The organism is Azospirillum oryzae, from assembly GCF_900177515.1.
In the GTDB taxonomy this organism is placed as follows: Bacteria; Pseudomonadota; Alphaproteobacteria; order Azospirillales; family Azospirillaceae; genus Azospirillum; species Azospirillum oryzae_A.
In genome coordinates this window covers 550,963-566,676 of the sequence record NZ_FXAK01000001.1, presented here as the reverse complement: position 1 = coordinate 566,676, position 15,714 = coordinate 550,963, and the positions used below count along the sequence as shown (strand labels likewise).

The following is a 15,714-nucleotide window of genomic DNA, read 5'->3' as shown; positions in this document are numbered from 1 at the left end:
AGGGGATGCCCGATGGATCATGTGGGGAGGTGGACCGGAGCCGCTATCATCGCACTGGTGACACTGGTTCTGGCGGCATTCGCGGCTGCGGCACCCGCATCGGCACGGACGCTGGTCCTGGATCTCGAACTGGAGGACAGCAGCGGCGAAGCGCCGTCGGCGGATCATGCGGAACGGCTGAAGCGGGTCAGCGCCGAATTGCGCCACGCGCTGGACGCCAAAGGTTACGACGTGATCGGCGATGCCGCCACGGCGCAGTTGACAGCGAAGCTGGTGCCGCCGGGGACGGCGATCCGCTCATGCAACGGCTGCCAGTTGGACATCGCGCGTGCCGCCGGTGCCGATCTGGTCGTCCATGGCATCGTCCGCAAGGTCAGCAGCCTGATTCTGTGGATCGGACTGGTCGTCGAGGATGTCGCCACCGGGCGCGTGGTGACGACGGCACGCGGCGACATCCGCGGCGACAACGAGACCTCCTGGTCGCGCGGCATCGGCTGGCTGGTCGACCATCGGCTGGCGGACCATGCGCCGGGAAAACGCTGAGCAGGCGGCGGGGAGGAGCGAGAAATGCCTGACGAGTCCCAGAGCGGCTACAGCAGCATCATGAATGTCCTGCGACCACCGCCGCCACGTACCGCCGCGGTGATGCGACGCTACGATCTGGTGCTGCGCGACTATGTCGGCGAGTTCCGCATCGGCGTCTGGGATCACGAGAAGACCCGGACCCAGCGCGTGCGCGTCAGCCTGACCGTTACGGTGGAGGTGCCGAACCGGCCCTTCGTCGACGACCTCGACGCCGTCGTCTCCTACGAATACCTGATCCAGGGGGTCGAGGCCTTCACGCGAAGCCCCCACATCCAGCTTCTGGAGGTTTTGGCCGAAAAGCTGCTGGCGCTGTGTCTGTCGCCGCCGCAGGCGGTGTTCGCCCGGGTTCAGGTGGAAAAGCTGGAGATCGTCCCCCAGGCGGCCGGTGTCGGGGTGGTGCTGACCGGCGCGCGGGACCCGGAGGCGGCATGGCACGGCACATCCTGTTCCTGACCGGCTCGCTGGCGGAGGACCGGCTGCGGCAGGTGCTGGATTCGCTCGCTCCCCTGCCCTTCGAGGCGACCATCGTCAACCTCGGCGTCAAGGTCGCGGCCCTCGCCACCACGGAGATCGTCCTGCGTCGGCTGGAGTCCGCGCAGGGGGCCGACCTGCTCCTGCTGCCGGGCCGCTTCCGCGGCGATCTTGACGTTCTCGCCGCCCATTTCGGCACAGCGGTTGAGCGCGGCCCCGATGAGCTTGAGGATCTGCCGCAATATTTCCAGCGGCAAGCCCGCCCACTCGACCTCAGCCACCACGACACCCGTATCTTCGCCGAGATCGTGGATGCGCCGTCGCGCGACACCGGCGCCATCCTCGCCAAGGCGGCGGAGCTTCGCCGTGACGGCGCCGACGTCATCGACCTCGGCTGCCTCCCCGACACTCCCTTCCCGCATCTGGAAGAGGCGATCGGCGCGCTGCGGGATGCCGGCTTTACCGTCAGCGTCGATTCCCTGAATGCGGACGAGTTGCGCCGCGCCACTCTGGCCGGCGCCGATTATCTGCTCAGCCTGACCGAGGAGACGATCCCTCTCGTCGACGAGGGAGACGCCGTGCCGGTGCTGATCCCCACCACGCCGCCGGACCTCGACAGCCTGGGGCGCGCCATCGACGCCATGAGCAGCCGCGGTCGACGTTTCCTGGTCGATCCAATCCTGGAGCCGATCCACCACGGCTTCACCGACTCCCTGCTGCGCTACCGCACGGTGCGCGAGCGCTGGCCCGGCGCCGAGATCCTGATGGGCATCGGCAATGTGACCGAGCTGACCGACGCCGACACGCCGGGCGTCACCGCCGTGCTTATGGGCGTGATCTCCGAACTGCGCATCGGCAATGTGCTGGCGGTGCAGGTCAGCCCGCATTGCCGGCGCGCCATCCGCGAGTTCGACGCGGCGCGGCGCCAGTTCTTCGCCGCCCACGCGGCGCACAGCATGCCGCGCGGCTTCGGCACCGGGCTGCTGTGCCTGCGAGACCGCCGGCCCTTCGTCCGCAGCGCCGAACAGATCGCCGAGACCGCGGCGCAGATCCGCGACCCCAATTACCGGGTGGAGGTCAGCGATAGGGGCATTCACCTTTACAACCGCAACGGCCACCATCGCGCCACCGATCCCTTCGACCTGTTCCCGAAGCTGGATCCGGGGATCGATGCCGGCCATGCCTTCTATCTTGGGGTGGAACTGGCGCGGGCGCAGATCGCGTGGCAGCTCGGCAAGCGCTATGCCCAGGACAGCGAGTTGCGCTGGGGGGTGGCGACCGACGAGCCGCAGGACGATCCCACCGGCTTTCACGCCGCCGGCCCGACCAAGCGAAGCAATTGAGCCATGCCCCTGATCCGCGAGACCATCATCACCACCACCGGCGCAGACGGGCAGCCCCATGTGGCGCCGATGGGGGTGACCGTGGAGCCGGACAGCGGCGGGGAGCGCTTCATCTTGGCCCCCTTCCGGCCGTCGCGGACACTGGACAATCTGTTGGGCCGGCGCTGTGCCGTCGTCAACCACACCGACGACGTGCGGGTGTTCGCCGGCTGCATCAGCGGACGCCGCCGCGACTGGCCGACCGTTCCGGCAGAGCGGATCGACGCGCCCCGTCTGGCAGACTGCCTGTCGCACGAGGAGATCACCGTCGTGAGCGTGGAGGACGACCCGGTACGTCCTCGCTTCCACTGCCGCGCCGTTCATGCCGCGGCGCATACCCACTTCCGCGGCTTCAATCGGGCGCAGGCGGCGGTGATCGAGGCGGCGATCCTGGTCAGTCGGCTGCACATGCTGCCCATGGACAAGATCGCACGGGAGGTCGACTATCTGTCCATCGCCATCGGCAAGACCGCCGGCCCGCATGAGCTTGAGGCCTGGGATTGGCTGATGGCCCGCATCGCCGCTCACCGCGCGGGAGAGGACACATGACCGGATGGCTGGCCAGCGTCGCGGACGCGGCGGAAATCGCTCTGATCCTGCCGGCGGGACCCGACATCCTGGACCTGAAGGACCCCGCCGCTGGGGCGCTTGGCGCCTGGGATGCGGAGGATATCACCCGCGTGGTGCGGGATCTGGAAACCATGCCGGGGCGGCCACGGCTGAGCGCCACCATCGGCGACCAGCCGATGCGGCCCGACGCCGTGGTTCCGGCGGCACGCCGGATCGCGGAAACCGGCGTGGATTTCGTCAAGATCGGCTTCGCGCCCGATGGCGCTCCCGACCGCTGCATCGATGCGCTGGCATCGCTGGCGGCGGAGGGGGTCAAGCTGGTCGCCGTGCTGTTCGCCGACCTGTGGCCCAGCGATCCCTGCTGCCTGCCCGTCGACAGGCTCGCCGCCGCCGGTTTTCGCGGGGCGATGCTCGACACCGCCGGCAAGCGCCATGGCCTGCGCCACCATTGGCAGGATGACCAGTTGGGATCCTTCGTGTGCTGCGCACGGGCGCACCGGCTGCTGACCGGGCTGGCCGGGTCGCTGCGGGTCGCAGACATCCCGGCGCTGAAGGCCCTGTCGCCCGACTATCTCGGCTTTCGCGGTGCGCTCTGCGGCGGGGAGCGGACCGCCGGCATCGACCCGCAGGCGGTGACGCGGGTCGCCGCCTGCATGGTCGGTGCTCCTGCAGCTACTCCGCCGCCTCGGCAACCTGAGCCCGTTCGATCTTGATCGCGCAGTATTTGAACTCCGGGATCTTGCCGAACGGGTCGAGCTGCGGGTTGGTCAGCACGTTCGCCGCCGCTTCCGCATAGGCGAAGGGGATGAAGACCAGCCCAACCGGCATGCGGTCGTCGATGCGCGCCTTCAGCCGGATCGTGCCGCGGCGGCTCGACACCAGCATATAGTCGCCGCTCCTCATCCCGGCGCGGGTGAGGTCGTGCGGGGAGACATAGGCGACCGCCTCCGGTTCAACTGCATCCAGCACGCTCGACCGCCGGGTCATCGACCCGGTGTGCCAATGCTCCAACTGGCGCCCGGTGGTGAGCACCAGCGGGTAGTCGAGATCCGGCGTCTCCGCCGGGTTGATCGGCCGCGCCGGCACGAAGCGCCCGCGGCCGGTCTTGGTGGGGAAGCCGTTGCCAAAGACGATGTCGTGGCCGGGCTCGTCCGGACCATCGACCGGATAGGTGACGGAGCCCTCGCGCTCCACCCGCTCCCAGGTGATGTTGGCGAGCGACGGCATGGCGCCGACCATCTCCGCGAACACCTCCGACACATGGCTGTAGTTCCAGTTCAGACCGAGCCCGCGCGCCATGTCCTGGATGATCCACAGATCCTGCCGCGCCTCGCCCGGCAGCGGCACCGCCGCACGGCCCATCTGGACCTGCCGGTTGGTGTTGATGACGGTGCCGTCCTTCTCCGGCCAAGCCGAGGCCGGAAGCACCACGTCGGCGTATTTCGCCGTCTCGGTCAAGAAGATGTCCTGCACCACCAGATGATCCAGCATGGCCAGCGCCTCGCGGGCGTGGGTCACGTCCGGATCGGACATCGCCGGGTTCTCGCCCTCGATGTAGAGGCCCTTGATCCGATTGTCATGGATGGCGTCCATGATTTCGACCACGGTCAAGCCGCGCTTGCCGTCCAGCTTGGTGCCCCAGTAGTTCTCGTAGAAGGACTGGACCTCCGGATCCTCGACCGACTTGTAGTCGGGGTAGAACATCGGGATCAGGCCGGCGTCGGACGCGCCCTGGACGTTGTTCTGGCCGCGCAGCGGGTGCAGGCCGGTGCCGGGGCGGCCGATCTGGCCGGTGACCAGCGACAGCGCGATCAGGCAGCGGCTGTTGTCGGTGCCGTGGATGTGCTGCGACACGCCCATGCCCCAGAAGATGATCGATGCCTTGGACCGGGCGAACAGCCGCGCCACCTCGCGCAGGGTGGCGGCGGGGATGCCGCAGACCTTCTCCATCTCCTCCGGCGGATAATCCTTGACCGTCTCGGCCAGCGCCTCGAAATCCTCGGTGTTAGCCTGGACATACTGGCGGTCGTACAGCCCCTCCGCGATGATGGTGTGGAGGATGGCGTTCAGCATCGACACGTCGCGGCCCGGCGTGAACTGCAGCATATGCGTGGCGTGGCGCGCCATGGCGAGCCCGCGCGGATCCATGACGATCAGCTTCGCCCCGCGCTCCGCCGCGTTCTTGAAGAAGGTCGCGGCGACGGGATGGTTCTCGGTCGGGTTGGCGCCGATGATGACGATGACCTCGGCATCCTCCGCCGCCATGAAGGGCGCCGACACCGCCCCCGACCCGACACCCTCGATCAGCGCCGCCACAGACGAGGCATGGCAGAGCCGGGTGCAATGGTCGACGTTGTTGGTGCCGAAGCCGGTGCGCACCAGCTTCTGGAACAGGTACGCCTCTTCGTTCGACCCCTTGGCCGACCCGAAGCCGGCCAGCGCGTTGCCGCCGCGCTCGTCGCGGATCTTCTTCAGACCCCCGGCCGCCACCGCCAGAGCCTCGTCCCAGCTCGCTTCGCGGAAATGGGTGAAGGGGTTCATCGGGTCGATGTCGACGTCATGCTTCGACACGCCCTCCTTGCGGATCAGCGGCACGGTCAGGCGGTCGCCGTGATGGGCGTAATCGAAGCCGAAACGACCCTTCACGCAGAGCCGGTTCTGGTTAGACGGGCCATCGCGGCCATCGACCGCAACGATTTTGTGGTCCTTGATCTTGTAGGTCAGCTGGCAGCCGACGCCGCAATAGGGGCAGACCGAGTCCACCTCGCGGTCGGGCGCATTGGTATAGACACCCTTCTCGTCCACCAGCGCCGCCGGCATCAGCGCGCCGGTCGGGCAGGCCTGCACGCATTCGCCACAGGCGACGCAGGTCGATTGGCCCATCGGGTCGTCGAAGTCGAAGATGATCTTTTCCAGATGCCCGCGCGCCGCCATGCCGATGACGTCGTTGACCTGGACCTCGCGGCAGGCGCGGACGCACAGGTTGCAATGGATGCAGGCGTCGAGCTGGACCGCCATCGCCGGGTGCGACATGTCGTCGGTCTTGTTCGGCCGGTCCACGGTGGGGAAGCGGCTGCCGGCGATCTCGACCTTGTCGGTCCATTTCCAGAAGGTGGAGTTGGGATCGTGCGCGGTCTCCCGCTCCGGCTGGTCGGCCAGCAGCAGTTCGAAGACCAGCTTGCGCGAGGACTTTGCCCGCTCCGACGCGGTGCGCACGGTCATGCCGGGCTTGGGCTTGCGGATGCAGGAGGCGGCGAGCACGCGCTCCCCCTCGATCTCCACCATGCAGGCGCGGCAGTTGCCGTCCGGGCGATATCCCGGTTCCGGCCGGTGGCAGAGATGCGGGATCTCGGTGCCGACACGGGTGGCGACCTGCCAGATCGTCTCGCCGTTCCGTGCCGTGACCTCGGTGCCGTCCAGGGTGAACGTGATGCCGTTGGACATGTCGGTCTCCTTACCCCTGGGCCCCGGCCGCGCCTTGGGCAGTGCCCCGACGCGACACGAAGTCCTCACGGAAATGCTTCATCACCAGCTTGATCGGATTCATCGCCGCCTGCCCCAGGCCGCAGATCGAGGCATCGCCCATGACGGTGGCGAGCGCCGCCAGCAGCTCCTCGTCCCATTCGGGCTCGCTGATCAGGCGCACGGCCTTCTCGGTGCCGACGCGGCAAGGCGTGCATTGGCCGCAGCTCTCATCCTCGAAGAATTTCAGCAGGTTGAGCGCCACGTCGCGCATGTTGTCCTTGTCGGACAGCACGACGACGGCGGCCGAGCCGATGAAGGACCCATGCGGTTCCAGCGTGCCGAAATCGAGCGGGATGTTGGCCATCGATGCCGGCAGGATGCCGCCGGATGGGCCGCCGGGCAGATAGCCCTTCAGCGTGTGGCCGTTGGCCATGCCGCCGCAATACTGGTCGATCAGTTCCAGCAGGGTGATGCCGGCCGGGGCCAGCTTGACCCCCGGCTCCTTGACTCGGCCGGAGACCGAGAAAGTGCGCAGCCCCTTGCGCCCGTTCGCGCCATGGCTGGCGAACCACGCGCCGCCCTTCTCCAGGATCTCGCGGACCCAGAACACCGTCTCGATGTTGTTGATCAGGGTCGGACGGCCGAACAGGCCGACCACCGACGGGAAGGGCGGCTTGTGGCGCGGAAGGCCGCGCTTGCCCTCGATGCTTTCCAGCATCGCCGATTCCTCGCCGCAGATATAGGCGCCGGCGCCGCGCCGCAAATGGATGCGGGTGTGGCGGGCCAGGCCGGCGGCCTCGACCTTCGGGATCTCGCGCAGCAGGATCTCCCGGCATTGCGGGTATTCGTCGCGCAGGTAGATGTAGACGTCGGTCGCCTCCACCGTCCAGGCGCCGATCAGCATCCCTTCCAGGAAGCGGTGCGGGTCGCGCTCCAGGTGGAAACGGTCCTTGAAGGTGCCGGGCTCGCCCTCGTCGCCGTTGATCGCCATCATGCGCGGTCCCGGCTCCGCCCGGACATAGCGCCATTTCAGGCCGGTGGGGAAGCCGGCGCCGCCCAGGCCGCGGATGCTGGAATCCTCCAGCATCTTCAGCACGGCATCGACATCGCGCGCGCCGTCCAGGCATTCGGCCAGCATCTTGTAGCCGCCGCCGCGGATATACTCGTCGAAGCCCAGATAGTTGGGAATTTCGGGGTGGGTATGGCCGTGGGCGACGGCGTCGAGCACGCTTTCGACCGTGGCGTTCTCGTGCGGGGCGTGGCCGATCGCCACTACGGGCGCGTTGTTGCAGCCGCCCATGCAGGGGGCGCGCACGACGCGGACCTCGCTCTCGTCGACGCCGGCCTTCAGCGCATCATGGAGCTGTTCAGCCCCGGCAAGCGCGCAGCTCAGCGAGTCGCAGACGCGGATGGTGAGTTTCGGCGGTGCCGGCTCGCCGTCCATCACGATGTCGAAGTGGGCGTAGAAGGACGCGACCTCGAACACCTCGACCAGCGCCAGCCGCATCTCCTTCGCCAGTGCGGCGAGGTGACGGGCATGCAGGCAGCCGTAATGGTCCTGCAGCAGGTGGAGATGTTCGATCAGCAGGTCGGCCTGACGGGAACGGTCGCCGAGAAGCGACCGCACTTCCTCAAGGCTGACGGGATCGACCTGACGGCCCTTCTGCTGGTCGCGGGTCTTGCGCCGGCCGGAGCCGGGGTGGATACTGCGGGCAGGAACGCCGCCCGGCGGCTTTGCGCTGATGATCGGAGGGAATGCGGTCACGGCGTTTCTGGCCTCTGCTGGATGGTCCGCGCTTCTGGTTGTCGCGATCCGAGTTCCTGGTGTCTCGTATACCAGATGCCACGGTAACGCATCCTTTGCTGAAAGTCAGCATACTAAATCATCGTCGCTTTCCGCTGGATGGGAATGTCGGGTGGGGTGACGGGATGATGGTGGATCAGGCGGCGCGGGCGGCCATGCGTTCCAGCGGAAGCGGGATGATCCGCTCTGCCTGCCCGGCCGTCCCGAAGGCCTCGAACCGCTCGCGGCAGAGGGCGCGGGCAGCCTTCGTCGCTTCGGCCAGGAACTTGCGCGGATCGAACTCCTCGGGCCGCGTCATCATCGCGCGGCGCAGGCTGCCGCTCATGGCGAGGCGGATGTCGGTGTCGATGTTGACCTTGCGCACCCCGTTGCGGATGCCTTCGCGGATTTCCTCCACCGGCACGCCATAGGTCTCGCGGATGCAGCCGCCATAAGCGCGGATGATCTCCAGCCATTCCTGCGGCACGCTGGAGGACCCGTGCATCACCAAATGGGTGTCGGGGATGCGGTCGTGAATGGCACGGATGCGGTCGATGGCCAGCACCTCGCCGTCGGGGCGACGGCTGAACTTGTAGGCGCCGTGGCTGGTGCCGATGGCGATGGCGAGCGCGTCCACCCCCGTCCGCGCCACGAAGTCCGCCGCCTGCTCCGGATCGGTCAGCAATTGGTCGCGCGACAGCGTACCCACGGCGCCGGAGCCATCCTCCTCCCCCGCCCGGCCGGTCTCCAGCGAGCCGAGACAACCCAGCTCGCCTTCCACCGAAACGCCGACGGCGTGCGCCTGCTCCACCACCTGCCGGGTGACGCGGATGTTGTAGTCGTAGCTTGCCGGCGTCTTCATGTCGTCCAGCAGCGAGCCGTCCATCATCACGCTGGTGAAGCCGGAACGGATCGCCTGCTGGCAGACGGCCGGGCTGGCACCATGGTCCTGGTGCAGACAGACGGGGATGTGCGGCCACATCTCCACCGCCGCCTGCACCATATGGCGGAGGAAGGGCTCGCCGGCATATTTGCGCGCGCCGGCGGAGGCCTGGAGGATCACCGGGCTGGCGCAGTCGTCCGCCGCCTGCATGATCGCCTGGATCTGTTCCATGTTGTTGATGTTGAAGGCCGGCACGCCATAGCCATGCTGGGCCGCATGGTCGAGGAGCTGTCGAAGGGAGATCAGGGCCATCGCGGGAGGTCTCCGGTTCAGAATTTGGAGGAGAGGAGGCGCTGGGCGCGGTCGGCAACCGCGTCCGCAGTGATGCCGAAATGGTGGTAAAGGTCACCGGCGGGGGCGGATTCGCCGTAGCGGTCGAGCCCGACCACGTCGCCGTCCAGCCCGACGGTGGCTCGCCAAAGACCGGTCGCTCCGGCCTCAACCGCCAGCCGGGGAACGCCATCGGGCAGCACAGCCCGGCACCATGCCGAGTCCTGCCGGTCGAAGACTTCGCAGCAGGGCATGGAGACGACGCGGGCGGCGACGTCGCGGCCGGCGAGCAAGCGACGCGCCTCCATCGCGATGGGCACCTCAGATCCGGTGGCGATCAGCACCACATCGGGCTTCTCGTCATCGGCCAGAATATAGCCGCCACGGGCCGCATCACAGGTCCGGTCCGTGCCGGATTGAGCCGGCAGGGTCTGGCGCGACAGCAGCAGGGCGGTCGGTCCGTCCGCCCGCTCGACCGCCGCCCTCCAGGCGACGGCGGTCTCCAAAGCGTCGCAGGGGCGCCAGACATCGAGGTTCGGCATCAGGCGGAGACTGGCGGCCTGCTCCACCGGCTGGTGAGTCGGGCCGTCCTCGCCCAGGCCGATGCCGTCATGGGTGAAGACGTAGACAACGCGCAGCCCCATCAGCGCCGACAGGCGCAGGCCGTTGCGGGCATAGTCGGAGAAGACCAGGAAGGTGCCGCCAAAGGGAATGACGCCGCCATGCAGCGCCATGCCGTTCATCACCGCGGCCATGCCGAACTCCCGCACGCCGTAATGAAGATGGCGCCCGCCGCTGCCCGGCCAATCGGTGAGATTGGAACCGGTCAGATCCGCCGATCCGCCAAGCAGTTCGGGCAACAGGCCCGCGAGAGCCTGGATGGCCTGCTGGGACGCCTTGCGCGTCGCCATTGGTTCCGCCCGTTCCGCGACGGCGGCGATCCAGGCATCGGCCGACACGGCGAAGCTTTCCGGCAGCTCGCCACGCATGCGCCGCAGGAACTCGGCCGCCGCCTGCGGGTGGGCCTCGGCATAGGCGTCGAAGCGGGATTGCCACTCCGCCTGCGCCGCCGCGCCGCGCCGCCGGGCATCCCAGCCGGCGCGCACCTCGTCCGGCAGCTCGAAGGGTGGGGACGTCCATCCCAGCGCAGCCCTGGTCGCCGCGACCTCGCCGGCGCCCAGCGGTGCGCCGTGCACGTCGGCGGATCCCGCGCGGTTGGGCGAGCCGCGGCCGATCACCGTCCGGCAGCAGATCAGCGTCGGCTTGCCACAAGGGGTCAGCGCCTCGTCGATGACGGCATCCAGCGCGTAAGCGTCATGGCCGTCCACCTCGCGGAGCACCCGCCAGCCATAGGCCTCGAACCGCCGCGGCGTGTCGTCGGCGAACCAGCCGGTGACGGGACCGTCGATGGAGATGCCGTTGTCGTCATAGAACACCACAAGCTTTTCCAGCCCCAACGTGCCGGCCAGCGAACAGGCCTCGTGGCTGATCCCCTCCATCAGGCAGCCGTCGCCGACGAAGCAGAAGGTCCGGTGATCGACGATCCGGTGCCCCGGCCGGTTGAACTCCGCCGCCAGCAACCGCTCGGCCAAGGCCATGCCGACGGCATTGGCGAGGCCCTGCCCCAGCGGCCCGGTGGTCGTCTCCACCCCAGGCGTCACGCCATATTCCGGATGGCCTGGCGTGCGCGAGCCAAGCTGCCGGAAGCGCCGCAGTTCCTCCATCGGCAGATCGTAGCCGGTCAGGTGAAGCAGCGCGTAGAGCAGCATGGAGCCGTGCCCGTTCGACAGCACGAAGCGGTCGCGGTCGGGCCAGCGCGGGTCGGCCGGATTGTGGCGCAGATGGCGGCGCCACAGCGCCTCGGCAATGTCGGCCATCCCCATCGGCATGCCGGGATGGCCGGAATTCGCGGCTTCCACCGCATCGATGGCGAGAATGCGTAGTGCATTCGCCAGCAGGCAGCGGCCGGAGCCGTGGCCCGGGCTGTCGTTGGGATTATCGGCTGCCGGCAAGGCAAGCCGATCCTGTTCGCGGACCTCTTGGGCCGCGGTCCTCGACGCAGTCATGGCTGGTGTCCTCCCCGGTTTCGGTTTCCCGGCGCTGCTCAGAACGCCTTCTTCTTGCGGTCGGCGAGTTGCCAGATCATCGGCGTGAAGATCAGCTGCATGGCCAGCGCCATCTTGTCGCCCGGACAGACGATCGTGTTGGGCCGGGTCATGAAGCTGTCCTTCAGCATCGACAGCAGATAGGGAAAGTCGATGCCCTTCGGCCGGGTGAAGCGGATGACCAGCATGCTCTCGTCCGACGTCGGGATGTCGCGGGCGATGAAGGGATTGCTGGTGTCCACCGTGGGAACACGCTGGAAATTCACGTCGGTACAGCTGAACTGCGGGCAGATGTATTTCACGTAGTCGGGCATGCGCCGCAGGATGGTGTCGACGATGGCCTCTTCCGAATAGCCGCGCATGTTGCGGTCGCGGTGGATCTTCTGGATCCATTCGAGGTTGACGATGGGGACCACGCCGATCTTCAGGTCGGCATGGCGGGCGAGGTCGAAGCGGTCGGTGCGGACGCAGCCGTGCAATCCCTCGTAGAACAGCAGGTCGGTGCCGGACTCGATTTCCTCCCACGGTGTGAAGGTGCCGGGATCCTGGCCGTAGGGTTCGGCTTCCTTCTCGTCATGCAGGTATTTGCGGGTCCGGCCGCCGCCGGTCTCGCCATAGCTGCGGAACAGGTCGTCCAGCTCTTCGAACAGGTTGGCGTCGGGGCCGAAATGGCTGAAGGTGGAATGGGGCTCCTCCTGCGCCTCGGCGACCTTGGCGCGCATCTCCCGCCGGTCGTAGCGGTGGAAGCTGTCGCCCTCGACGATGGCGGCGGAAACACCCTCCCGGCGGAAGATCTGCTGGAAGGTGCGGGTGACGGTGGTGGTCCCGGCGCCGGAGGAGCCGGTGACGACGATGATCGGATGACGGACCGACATTATATGTTCCCCCCTCAACCAAGTGCCGCGGACTCGGGCGCCAGGAACAGCGACCGGCTGCCGAACAGCGGTGCATGGAAGGACAGCTCCTCCCCCCGGTCATAGGCGGCGTGGTAGGCGACCAGCCGCTCCACCTCCGTCTTCGAGCCCAGGATCACCGGCACGCGCTGATGCAGGGCCATCGGCTTGATATCGAGGATGCGCTGCCGTCCGGTGCTTGCCGCCCCGCCCGCCTGTTCCACCAGCATGGCGATGGGGTTCGCCTCGTAGAGAAGGCGCAGCCGTCCCGGCTTGTGGGTGGGGCGGGCGTCGCGGGGATAGAGGAAGACGCCGCCGCGGATCAGGATACGGTAGACCTCCGCCACCAGGGACGCGATCCAGCGCATGTTGAAATCGGCCTCGCGCGGGCCGGAGCTGCCCTTGATGCATTCCTCGACATATTGGCGCACCGGCGGCTCCCAGAATCGGGCGTTGGAGCTGTTGATGGCGAATTCGCAGACATTGTCGGGAATGCGCATGTCGGGATGGGTCAGGGTATAGGCGCCGATCTCGCGGTCCAGCGTAAAGCCGTGCACGCCCTCGCCGAAGGTGGCGATGATCATGTCGGCCGGGCCGTAGAGGGCGAAGCCCGCCGCCACCTGCTCGGTACCGGGCTGGAGGAAATGCTCCACCTCCGGCTCATCGACTCCGTCGGGCGCCTTGAGGATGGAGAAGATGGTGCCGACCGTCAGATTGACGTCCACGTTCGACGAGCCGTCCAGCGGATCGAAGGCCAGGAGATAGCGGCCGCGCGGATATTCGCGGGGGATGCGGTAGGGCTCCTCCATCTCTTCCGACGCCATGCCGCAGAGCTTGCCGCCATACTCGCAGGTGCGCAGCATGATCTCGTTGGCGATCAGGTCCAGCGGCTTCTGCGTCTCGCCATGGACGTTGACGCCGGGTTCGGGGGCTGGAGCGGCAGGCCGGCCGGCGGACGGCGCAAGCGACCCGCGGGCGGCGGCGCTGGCGATGAACTTACACGCGGTCTGCACGTCGTTGAGCAGGGCGGTCAGGTCGGTGTCGGCCCCGCCGCGGCGGCGCTGGTCCTCGATGATGAATTTGCTGAAGGTCGTGTGACGGTGCGGCATCGGTTCCCCCTCTCTCGGTGTTTTGTGCGGCCGGCTTTTTGCCAGCCTATTGTGTGAAGACGCGGCTTTGGCGGATGTCCTCCTCGGCGATGGTCAGCAGGTCGGCGGCGGCAATGGCGCTGCCGCGCGCTTCGAACAGGCGGTTGGCCTGCCGCAGGCGGGCGCGATCGAGCGCGTTGCGGATGGAGCGGGCGTTGGCGAAGCGCGGCTGGGCCATGCGGCGGCGGATGTAGTCGCCCATTGCCCGCTCCGCCTCCGGCGCAAAACGGTACTGCATGCCGGCCGTCATCAGCCGGGCGATCTCCAGCAACTCATCCGCCTCATAGTCGGGGAAATCGACATGGTGGGCGATGCGCGACGCCATGCCGGGGTTGGAGCGGAAGAAGATGTCCATGCGGTCGCGGTAGCCGGCGAGGATCACCACCAGGTCGTCGCGATTGTCCTCCATCACCTGCAGCAGGATTTCGATGGCCTCCTGGCCGTAATCGCGCTCGTTCTCCGGCCGGTAGAGATAATAGGCCTCGTCGATGAACAGCACGCCGCCCATGGCGCGCTTCAGCACCTCCTTCGTCTTGGGTGCGGTGTGGCCGATATACTGGCCGACCAGATCATCGCGGGTGACGCTGACCACATGATCGCGCCGGATATAGCCCAGCCCATGGAGAAGCCCGGCCATGCGCCGCGCCATCGTCGTCTTGCCGGTGCCGGGATTGCCGGTGAAGCACATGTGCAGCGATGGCGGTTCCGCCCGAAGACCGATGCTGCGGCGGGCCCGTTCCACCAGCAGCAGGGCGGCGATCTCGCGGATGCGGGTCTTCACCGGCGTCAGCCCGACCAGTTCCCGGTCCATCCCCGCCAGCATCTCGCCGATGCCGGAGTCATGGTAAAGCGCGTCGAGATCGACGGAGGGGGCATCGGCCGGACAGTCACAGGCCTCCAGGTCGAGAAGGTCGGCCGCCTCGCTCATGCCGCCCTCCATTCCGGTTCGGTCATCAATGCGGCGCGCATCCGACCCACCACGCCGCGATAGCCGCCGTCGGCGTCCGCCGCGCCGAAGATGGCGGAGCCGGCAACGAAGATGTCAGCCCCGGCATCGGCGACGGCGCGGATGTTGTCGGGCTTGATGCCGCCATCCACCTCCAGCCGGATGTCGCGGCCGGTGCGCTCGCGGTGGCGGTCGATGCGGCGACGAACCTCGGCGATCTTACCGAACGCGGACGGGATGAAGGACTGGCCGCCGAAGCCGGGATTGACTGACATGACGACGATCAGGTCCAGCCGGTCCATCACATGGTCGAGATGAGCCAGAGGTGTGGCCGGGTTCAGCGCCAGTCCGGCGCGGCAGCCCTGCTCGCGGATCAGCGCCAGGGTCCGGTCGGGGTGGTCGGATGCCTCGGGGTGGAAGCTGATGATGTCGGCGCCCGCCTTGGCGAACAGCGGTACCAGCGCATCGACCGGGCGCACCATCAGGTGAACATCGATGATCGCACTGGTGCGCGGACGGATGGCGGCGCAAACCAGCGGACCGATGGTCAGGTTGGGGACATAATGGTTGTCCATCACGTCGACATGGACGACCTCGCACCCGGCCTCCACCACCCGCTCCACCTCCTCGCCCAGCCGGGCGAAGTCGGCGGACAGGATCGAAGGAGCGAGAAGGTGTCCATGTCCCAACTCACGCTCCGCCGGTTCACGCTCCATGACGGGTCTCCCCGCCATAGCGCTCGCCGGGCGGGCGGCCAGTGGCATAGCTGCGCACCGTGTAGCCGATGCGCCGCCCCGGCCCTTCGGCACGCAGCAGCTCGAAGCCGGGCTCCGCCGCCGGACGGTTGACGAGGTAGGACATGCGCACCGTCTCGAAACCATGCGAGCTGTCGAAGGCGAGAACCTTCACATACTGGTCGGGTTGGGCCGTGCGGCAGGCGTCGATCTCCATCATCACACCCTTGGCGTCACGCAGGTCGAACATGGGATTGCCCCACATCGTCCAATAGCTGTTGCGCGGGTGCGGATCGTCCGTGAACTCCACCGCCACCGCCCAGCCCTGGTCGAGGGCGTATTGCACCTGTTTCGTGATCTCCTCGTCCGTCAGGTCCGGCAGGAAGGAGAATTGGCCCTGAGAAAGACGCATGGGAATC

The 15,714-nt window shown here is 67.7% G+C and carries 14 protein-coding genes; 5 read left to right on the top strand and 9 right to left on the bottom strand.

Annotation, left to right across the window (positions count from 1 at the left end; translation table 11 throughout):
- The first annotated feature begins 12 nt into the window (after window positions 1-12).
- From B9N97_RS02640 to B9N97_RS02620, 5 genes are read left to right on the top strand one after another with little or no spacing between them, the layout of a single operon-like run.
- Window positions 13-543: a DUF3280 domain-containing protein gene (locus tag B9N97_RS02640; RefSeq protein ID WP_085083021.1), complete on the top strand. Its 531-nt coding sequence runs from the start codon at window positions 13-15 to the stop codon at window positions 541-543.
- A 24-nt stretch (window positions 544-567) separates the two neighbouring features.
- Window positions 568-1,038, top strand: coding sequence for a dihydroneopterin aldolase (locus B9N97_RS02635; RefSeq protein WP_085083019.1), 471 nt, complete (start codon window positions 568-570; stop codon window positions 1,036-1,038).
- Window positions 1,014-2,399: a DUF6513 domain-containing protein gene (locus tag B9N97_RS02630; RefSeq protein ID WP_085083017.1), complete on the top strand. Its 1,386-nt coding sequence runs from the start codon at window positions 1,014-1,016 to the stop codon at window positions 2,397-2,399. The genes B9N97_RS02635 and B9N97_RS02630 overlap by 25 nt, the downstream gene beginning before the upstream one ends.
- A gap of 3 nt (window positions 2,400-2,402) precedes the next feature.
- Window positions 2,403-2,987, top strand: a complete 585-nt coding sequence (locus tag B9N97_RS02625) for a DUF447 domain-containing protein (protein ID WP_208621117.1) — start codon at window positions 2,403-2,405, stop codon at window positions 2,985-2,987.
- Window positions 2,984-3,721, top strand: coding sequence for a (5-formylfuran-3-yl)methyl phosphate synthase (locus tag B9N97_RS02620; protein ID WP_085083015.1), 738 nt, complete (start codon window positions 2,984-2,986; stop codon window positions 3,719-3,721). The genes B9N97_RS02625 and B9N97_RS02620 overlap by 4 nt, the downstream gene beginning before the upstream one ends.
- Here the strand turns inward: B9N97_RS02620 and fdhF are convergent.
- From fdhF to B9N97_RS02575, 9 genes are all read right to left on the bottom strand, one after another.
- Entirely contained in the window at window positions 3,681-6,452 is a 2,772-nt protein-coding gene (fdhF, locus tag B9N97_RS02615; RefSeq protein ID WP_085083013.1) for a formate dehydrogenase subunit alpha, read from the bottom strand. The genes B9N97_RS02620 and fdhF overlap by 41 nt on opposite strands.
- A gap of 10 nt (window positions 6,453-6,462) precedes the next feature.
- Complete coding sequence (locus B9N97_RS02610) at window positions 6,463-8,238, bottom strand: NAD(P)H-dependent oxidoreductase subunit E (protein WP_244560513.1); 1,776 nt, start codon at window positions 8,236-8,238, stop codon at window positions 6,463-6,465.
- A gap of 175 nt (window positions 8,239-8,413) precedes the next feature.
- A complete protein-coding gene (fba, locus tag B9N97_RS02605) occupies window positions 8,414-9,451 on the bottom strand; it encodes a class II fructose-bisphosphate aldolase (RefSeq protein ID WP_085083011.1) in 1,038 nt (345 codons plus the stop codon).
- Window positions 9,452-9,468: 17 nt separating this feature from the next.
- Window positions 9,469-11,535 carry a transketolase gene (gene tkt / locus B9N97_RS02600; protein ID WP_208621116.1) on the bottom strand — a complete coding sequence of 689 codons (2,067 nt, stop codon included), beginning with the start codon at window positions 11,533-11,535 and terminating at the stop codon, window positions 9,469-9,471.
- A gap of 38 nt (window positions 11,536-11,573) precedes the next feature.
- Window positions 11,574-12,449 (bottom strand): phosphoribulokinase, encoded by an 876-nt coding sequence (locus B9N97_RS02595; protein WP_085083009.1) that lies wholly within the window; start codon window positions 12,447-12,449, stop codon window positions 11,574-11,576.
- A 14-nt stretch (window positions 12,450-12,463) separates the two neighbouring features.
- Window positions 12,464-13,576 (bottom strand): class 1 fructose-bisphosphatase, encoded by a 1,113-nt coding sequence (locus B9N97_RS02590; RefSeq protein ID WP_085083007.1) that lies wholly within the window; start codon window positions 13,574-13,576, stop codon window positions 12,464-12,466.
- Window positions 13,577-13,622: 46 nt separating this feature from the next.
- On the bottom strand, window positions 13,623-14,543 hold the full coding sequence (gene cbbX, locus B9N97_RS02585) for a CbbX protein (RefSeq protein WP_085083292.1): 921 nt from the start codon (window positions 14,541-14,543) through the stop codon (window positions 13,623-13,625).
- Window positions 14,540-15,277: a ribulose-phosphate 3-epimerase gene (gene rpe / locus B9N97_RS02580; protein ID WP_085083005.1), complete on the bottom strand. Its 738-nt coding sequence runs from the start codon at window positions 15,275-15,277 to the stop codon at window positions 14,540-14,542. Before rpe ends, cbbX begins: the two co-directional genes overlap by 4 nt.
- Window positions 15,267-15,707: a ribulose bisphosphate carboxylase small subunit gene (locus B9N97_RS02575; protein WP_085083003.1), complete on the bottom strand. Its 441-nt coding sequence runs from the start codon at window positions 15,705-15,707 to the stop codon at window positions 15,267-15,269. The genes rpe and B9N97_RS02575 overlap by 11 nt, the downstream gene beginning before the upstream one ends.
- Window positions 15,708-15,714: the final 7 nt, after the last annotated feature.

What these genes read in the sequence shown, in the direction of transcription:
- B9N97_RS02640 (WP_085083021.1), top strand. Translation starts at nt 13, where the DNA reads ATGGATCATGTGGGGAGGTGGACCGGAGCCGCTATCATCGCACTGGTG.
- B9N97_RS02635 (WP_085083019.1), top strand. Translation starts at nt 568, where the DNA reads ATGCCTGACGAGTCCCAGAGCGGCTACAGCAGCATCATGAATGTCCTG.
- B9N97_RS02630 (WP_085083017.1), top strand. Translation starts at nt 1,014, where the DNA reads ATGGCACGGCACATCCTGTTCCTGACCGGCTCGCTGGCGGAGGACCGG.
- B9N97_RS02625 (WP_208621117.1), top strand. Translation starts at nt 2,403, where the DNA reads ATGCCCCTGATCCGCGAGACCATCATCACCACCACCGGCGCAGACGGG.
- B9N97_RS02620 (WP_085083015.1), top strand. Translation starts at nt 2,984, where the DNA reads ATGACCGGATGGCTGGCCAGCGTCGCGGACGCGGCGGAAATCGCTCTG.
- fdhF (WP_085083013.1), bottom strand. Translation starts at nt 6,452, where the DNA reads ATGTCCAACGGCATCACGTTCACCCTGGACGGCACCGAGGTCACGGCA.
- fba (WP_085083011.1), bottom strand. Translation starts at nt 9,451, where the DNA reads ATGGCCCTGATCTCCCTTCGACAGCTCCTCGACCATGCGGCCCAGCAT.
- tkt (WP_208621116.1), bottom strand. Translation starts at nt 11,535, where the DNA reads ATGACTGCGTCGAGGACCGCGGCCCAAGAGGTCCGCGAACAGGATCGG.
- B9N97_RS02595 (WP_085083009.1), bottom strand. Translation starts at nt 12,449, where the DNA reads ATGTCGGTCCGTCATCCGATCATCGTCGTCACCGGCTCCTCCGGCGCC.
- B9N97_RS02590 (WP_085083007.1), bottom strand. Translation starts at nt 13,576, where the DNA reads ATGCCGCACCGTCACACGACCTTCAGCAAATTCATCATCGAGGACCAG.
- cbbX (WP_085083292.1), bottom strand. Translation starts at nt 14,543, where the DNA reads ATGAGCGAGGCGGCCGACCTTCTCGACCTGGAGGCCTGTGACTGTCCG.
- rpe (WP_085083005.1), bottom strand. Translation starts at nt 15,277, where the DNA reads ATGGAGCGTGAACCGGCGGAGCGTGAGTTGGGACATGGACACCTTCTC.
- B9N97_RS02575 (WP_085083003.1), bottom strand. Translation starts at nt 15,707, where the DNA reads ATGCGTCTTTCTCAGGGCCAATTCTCCTTCCTGCCGGACCTGACGGAC.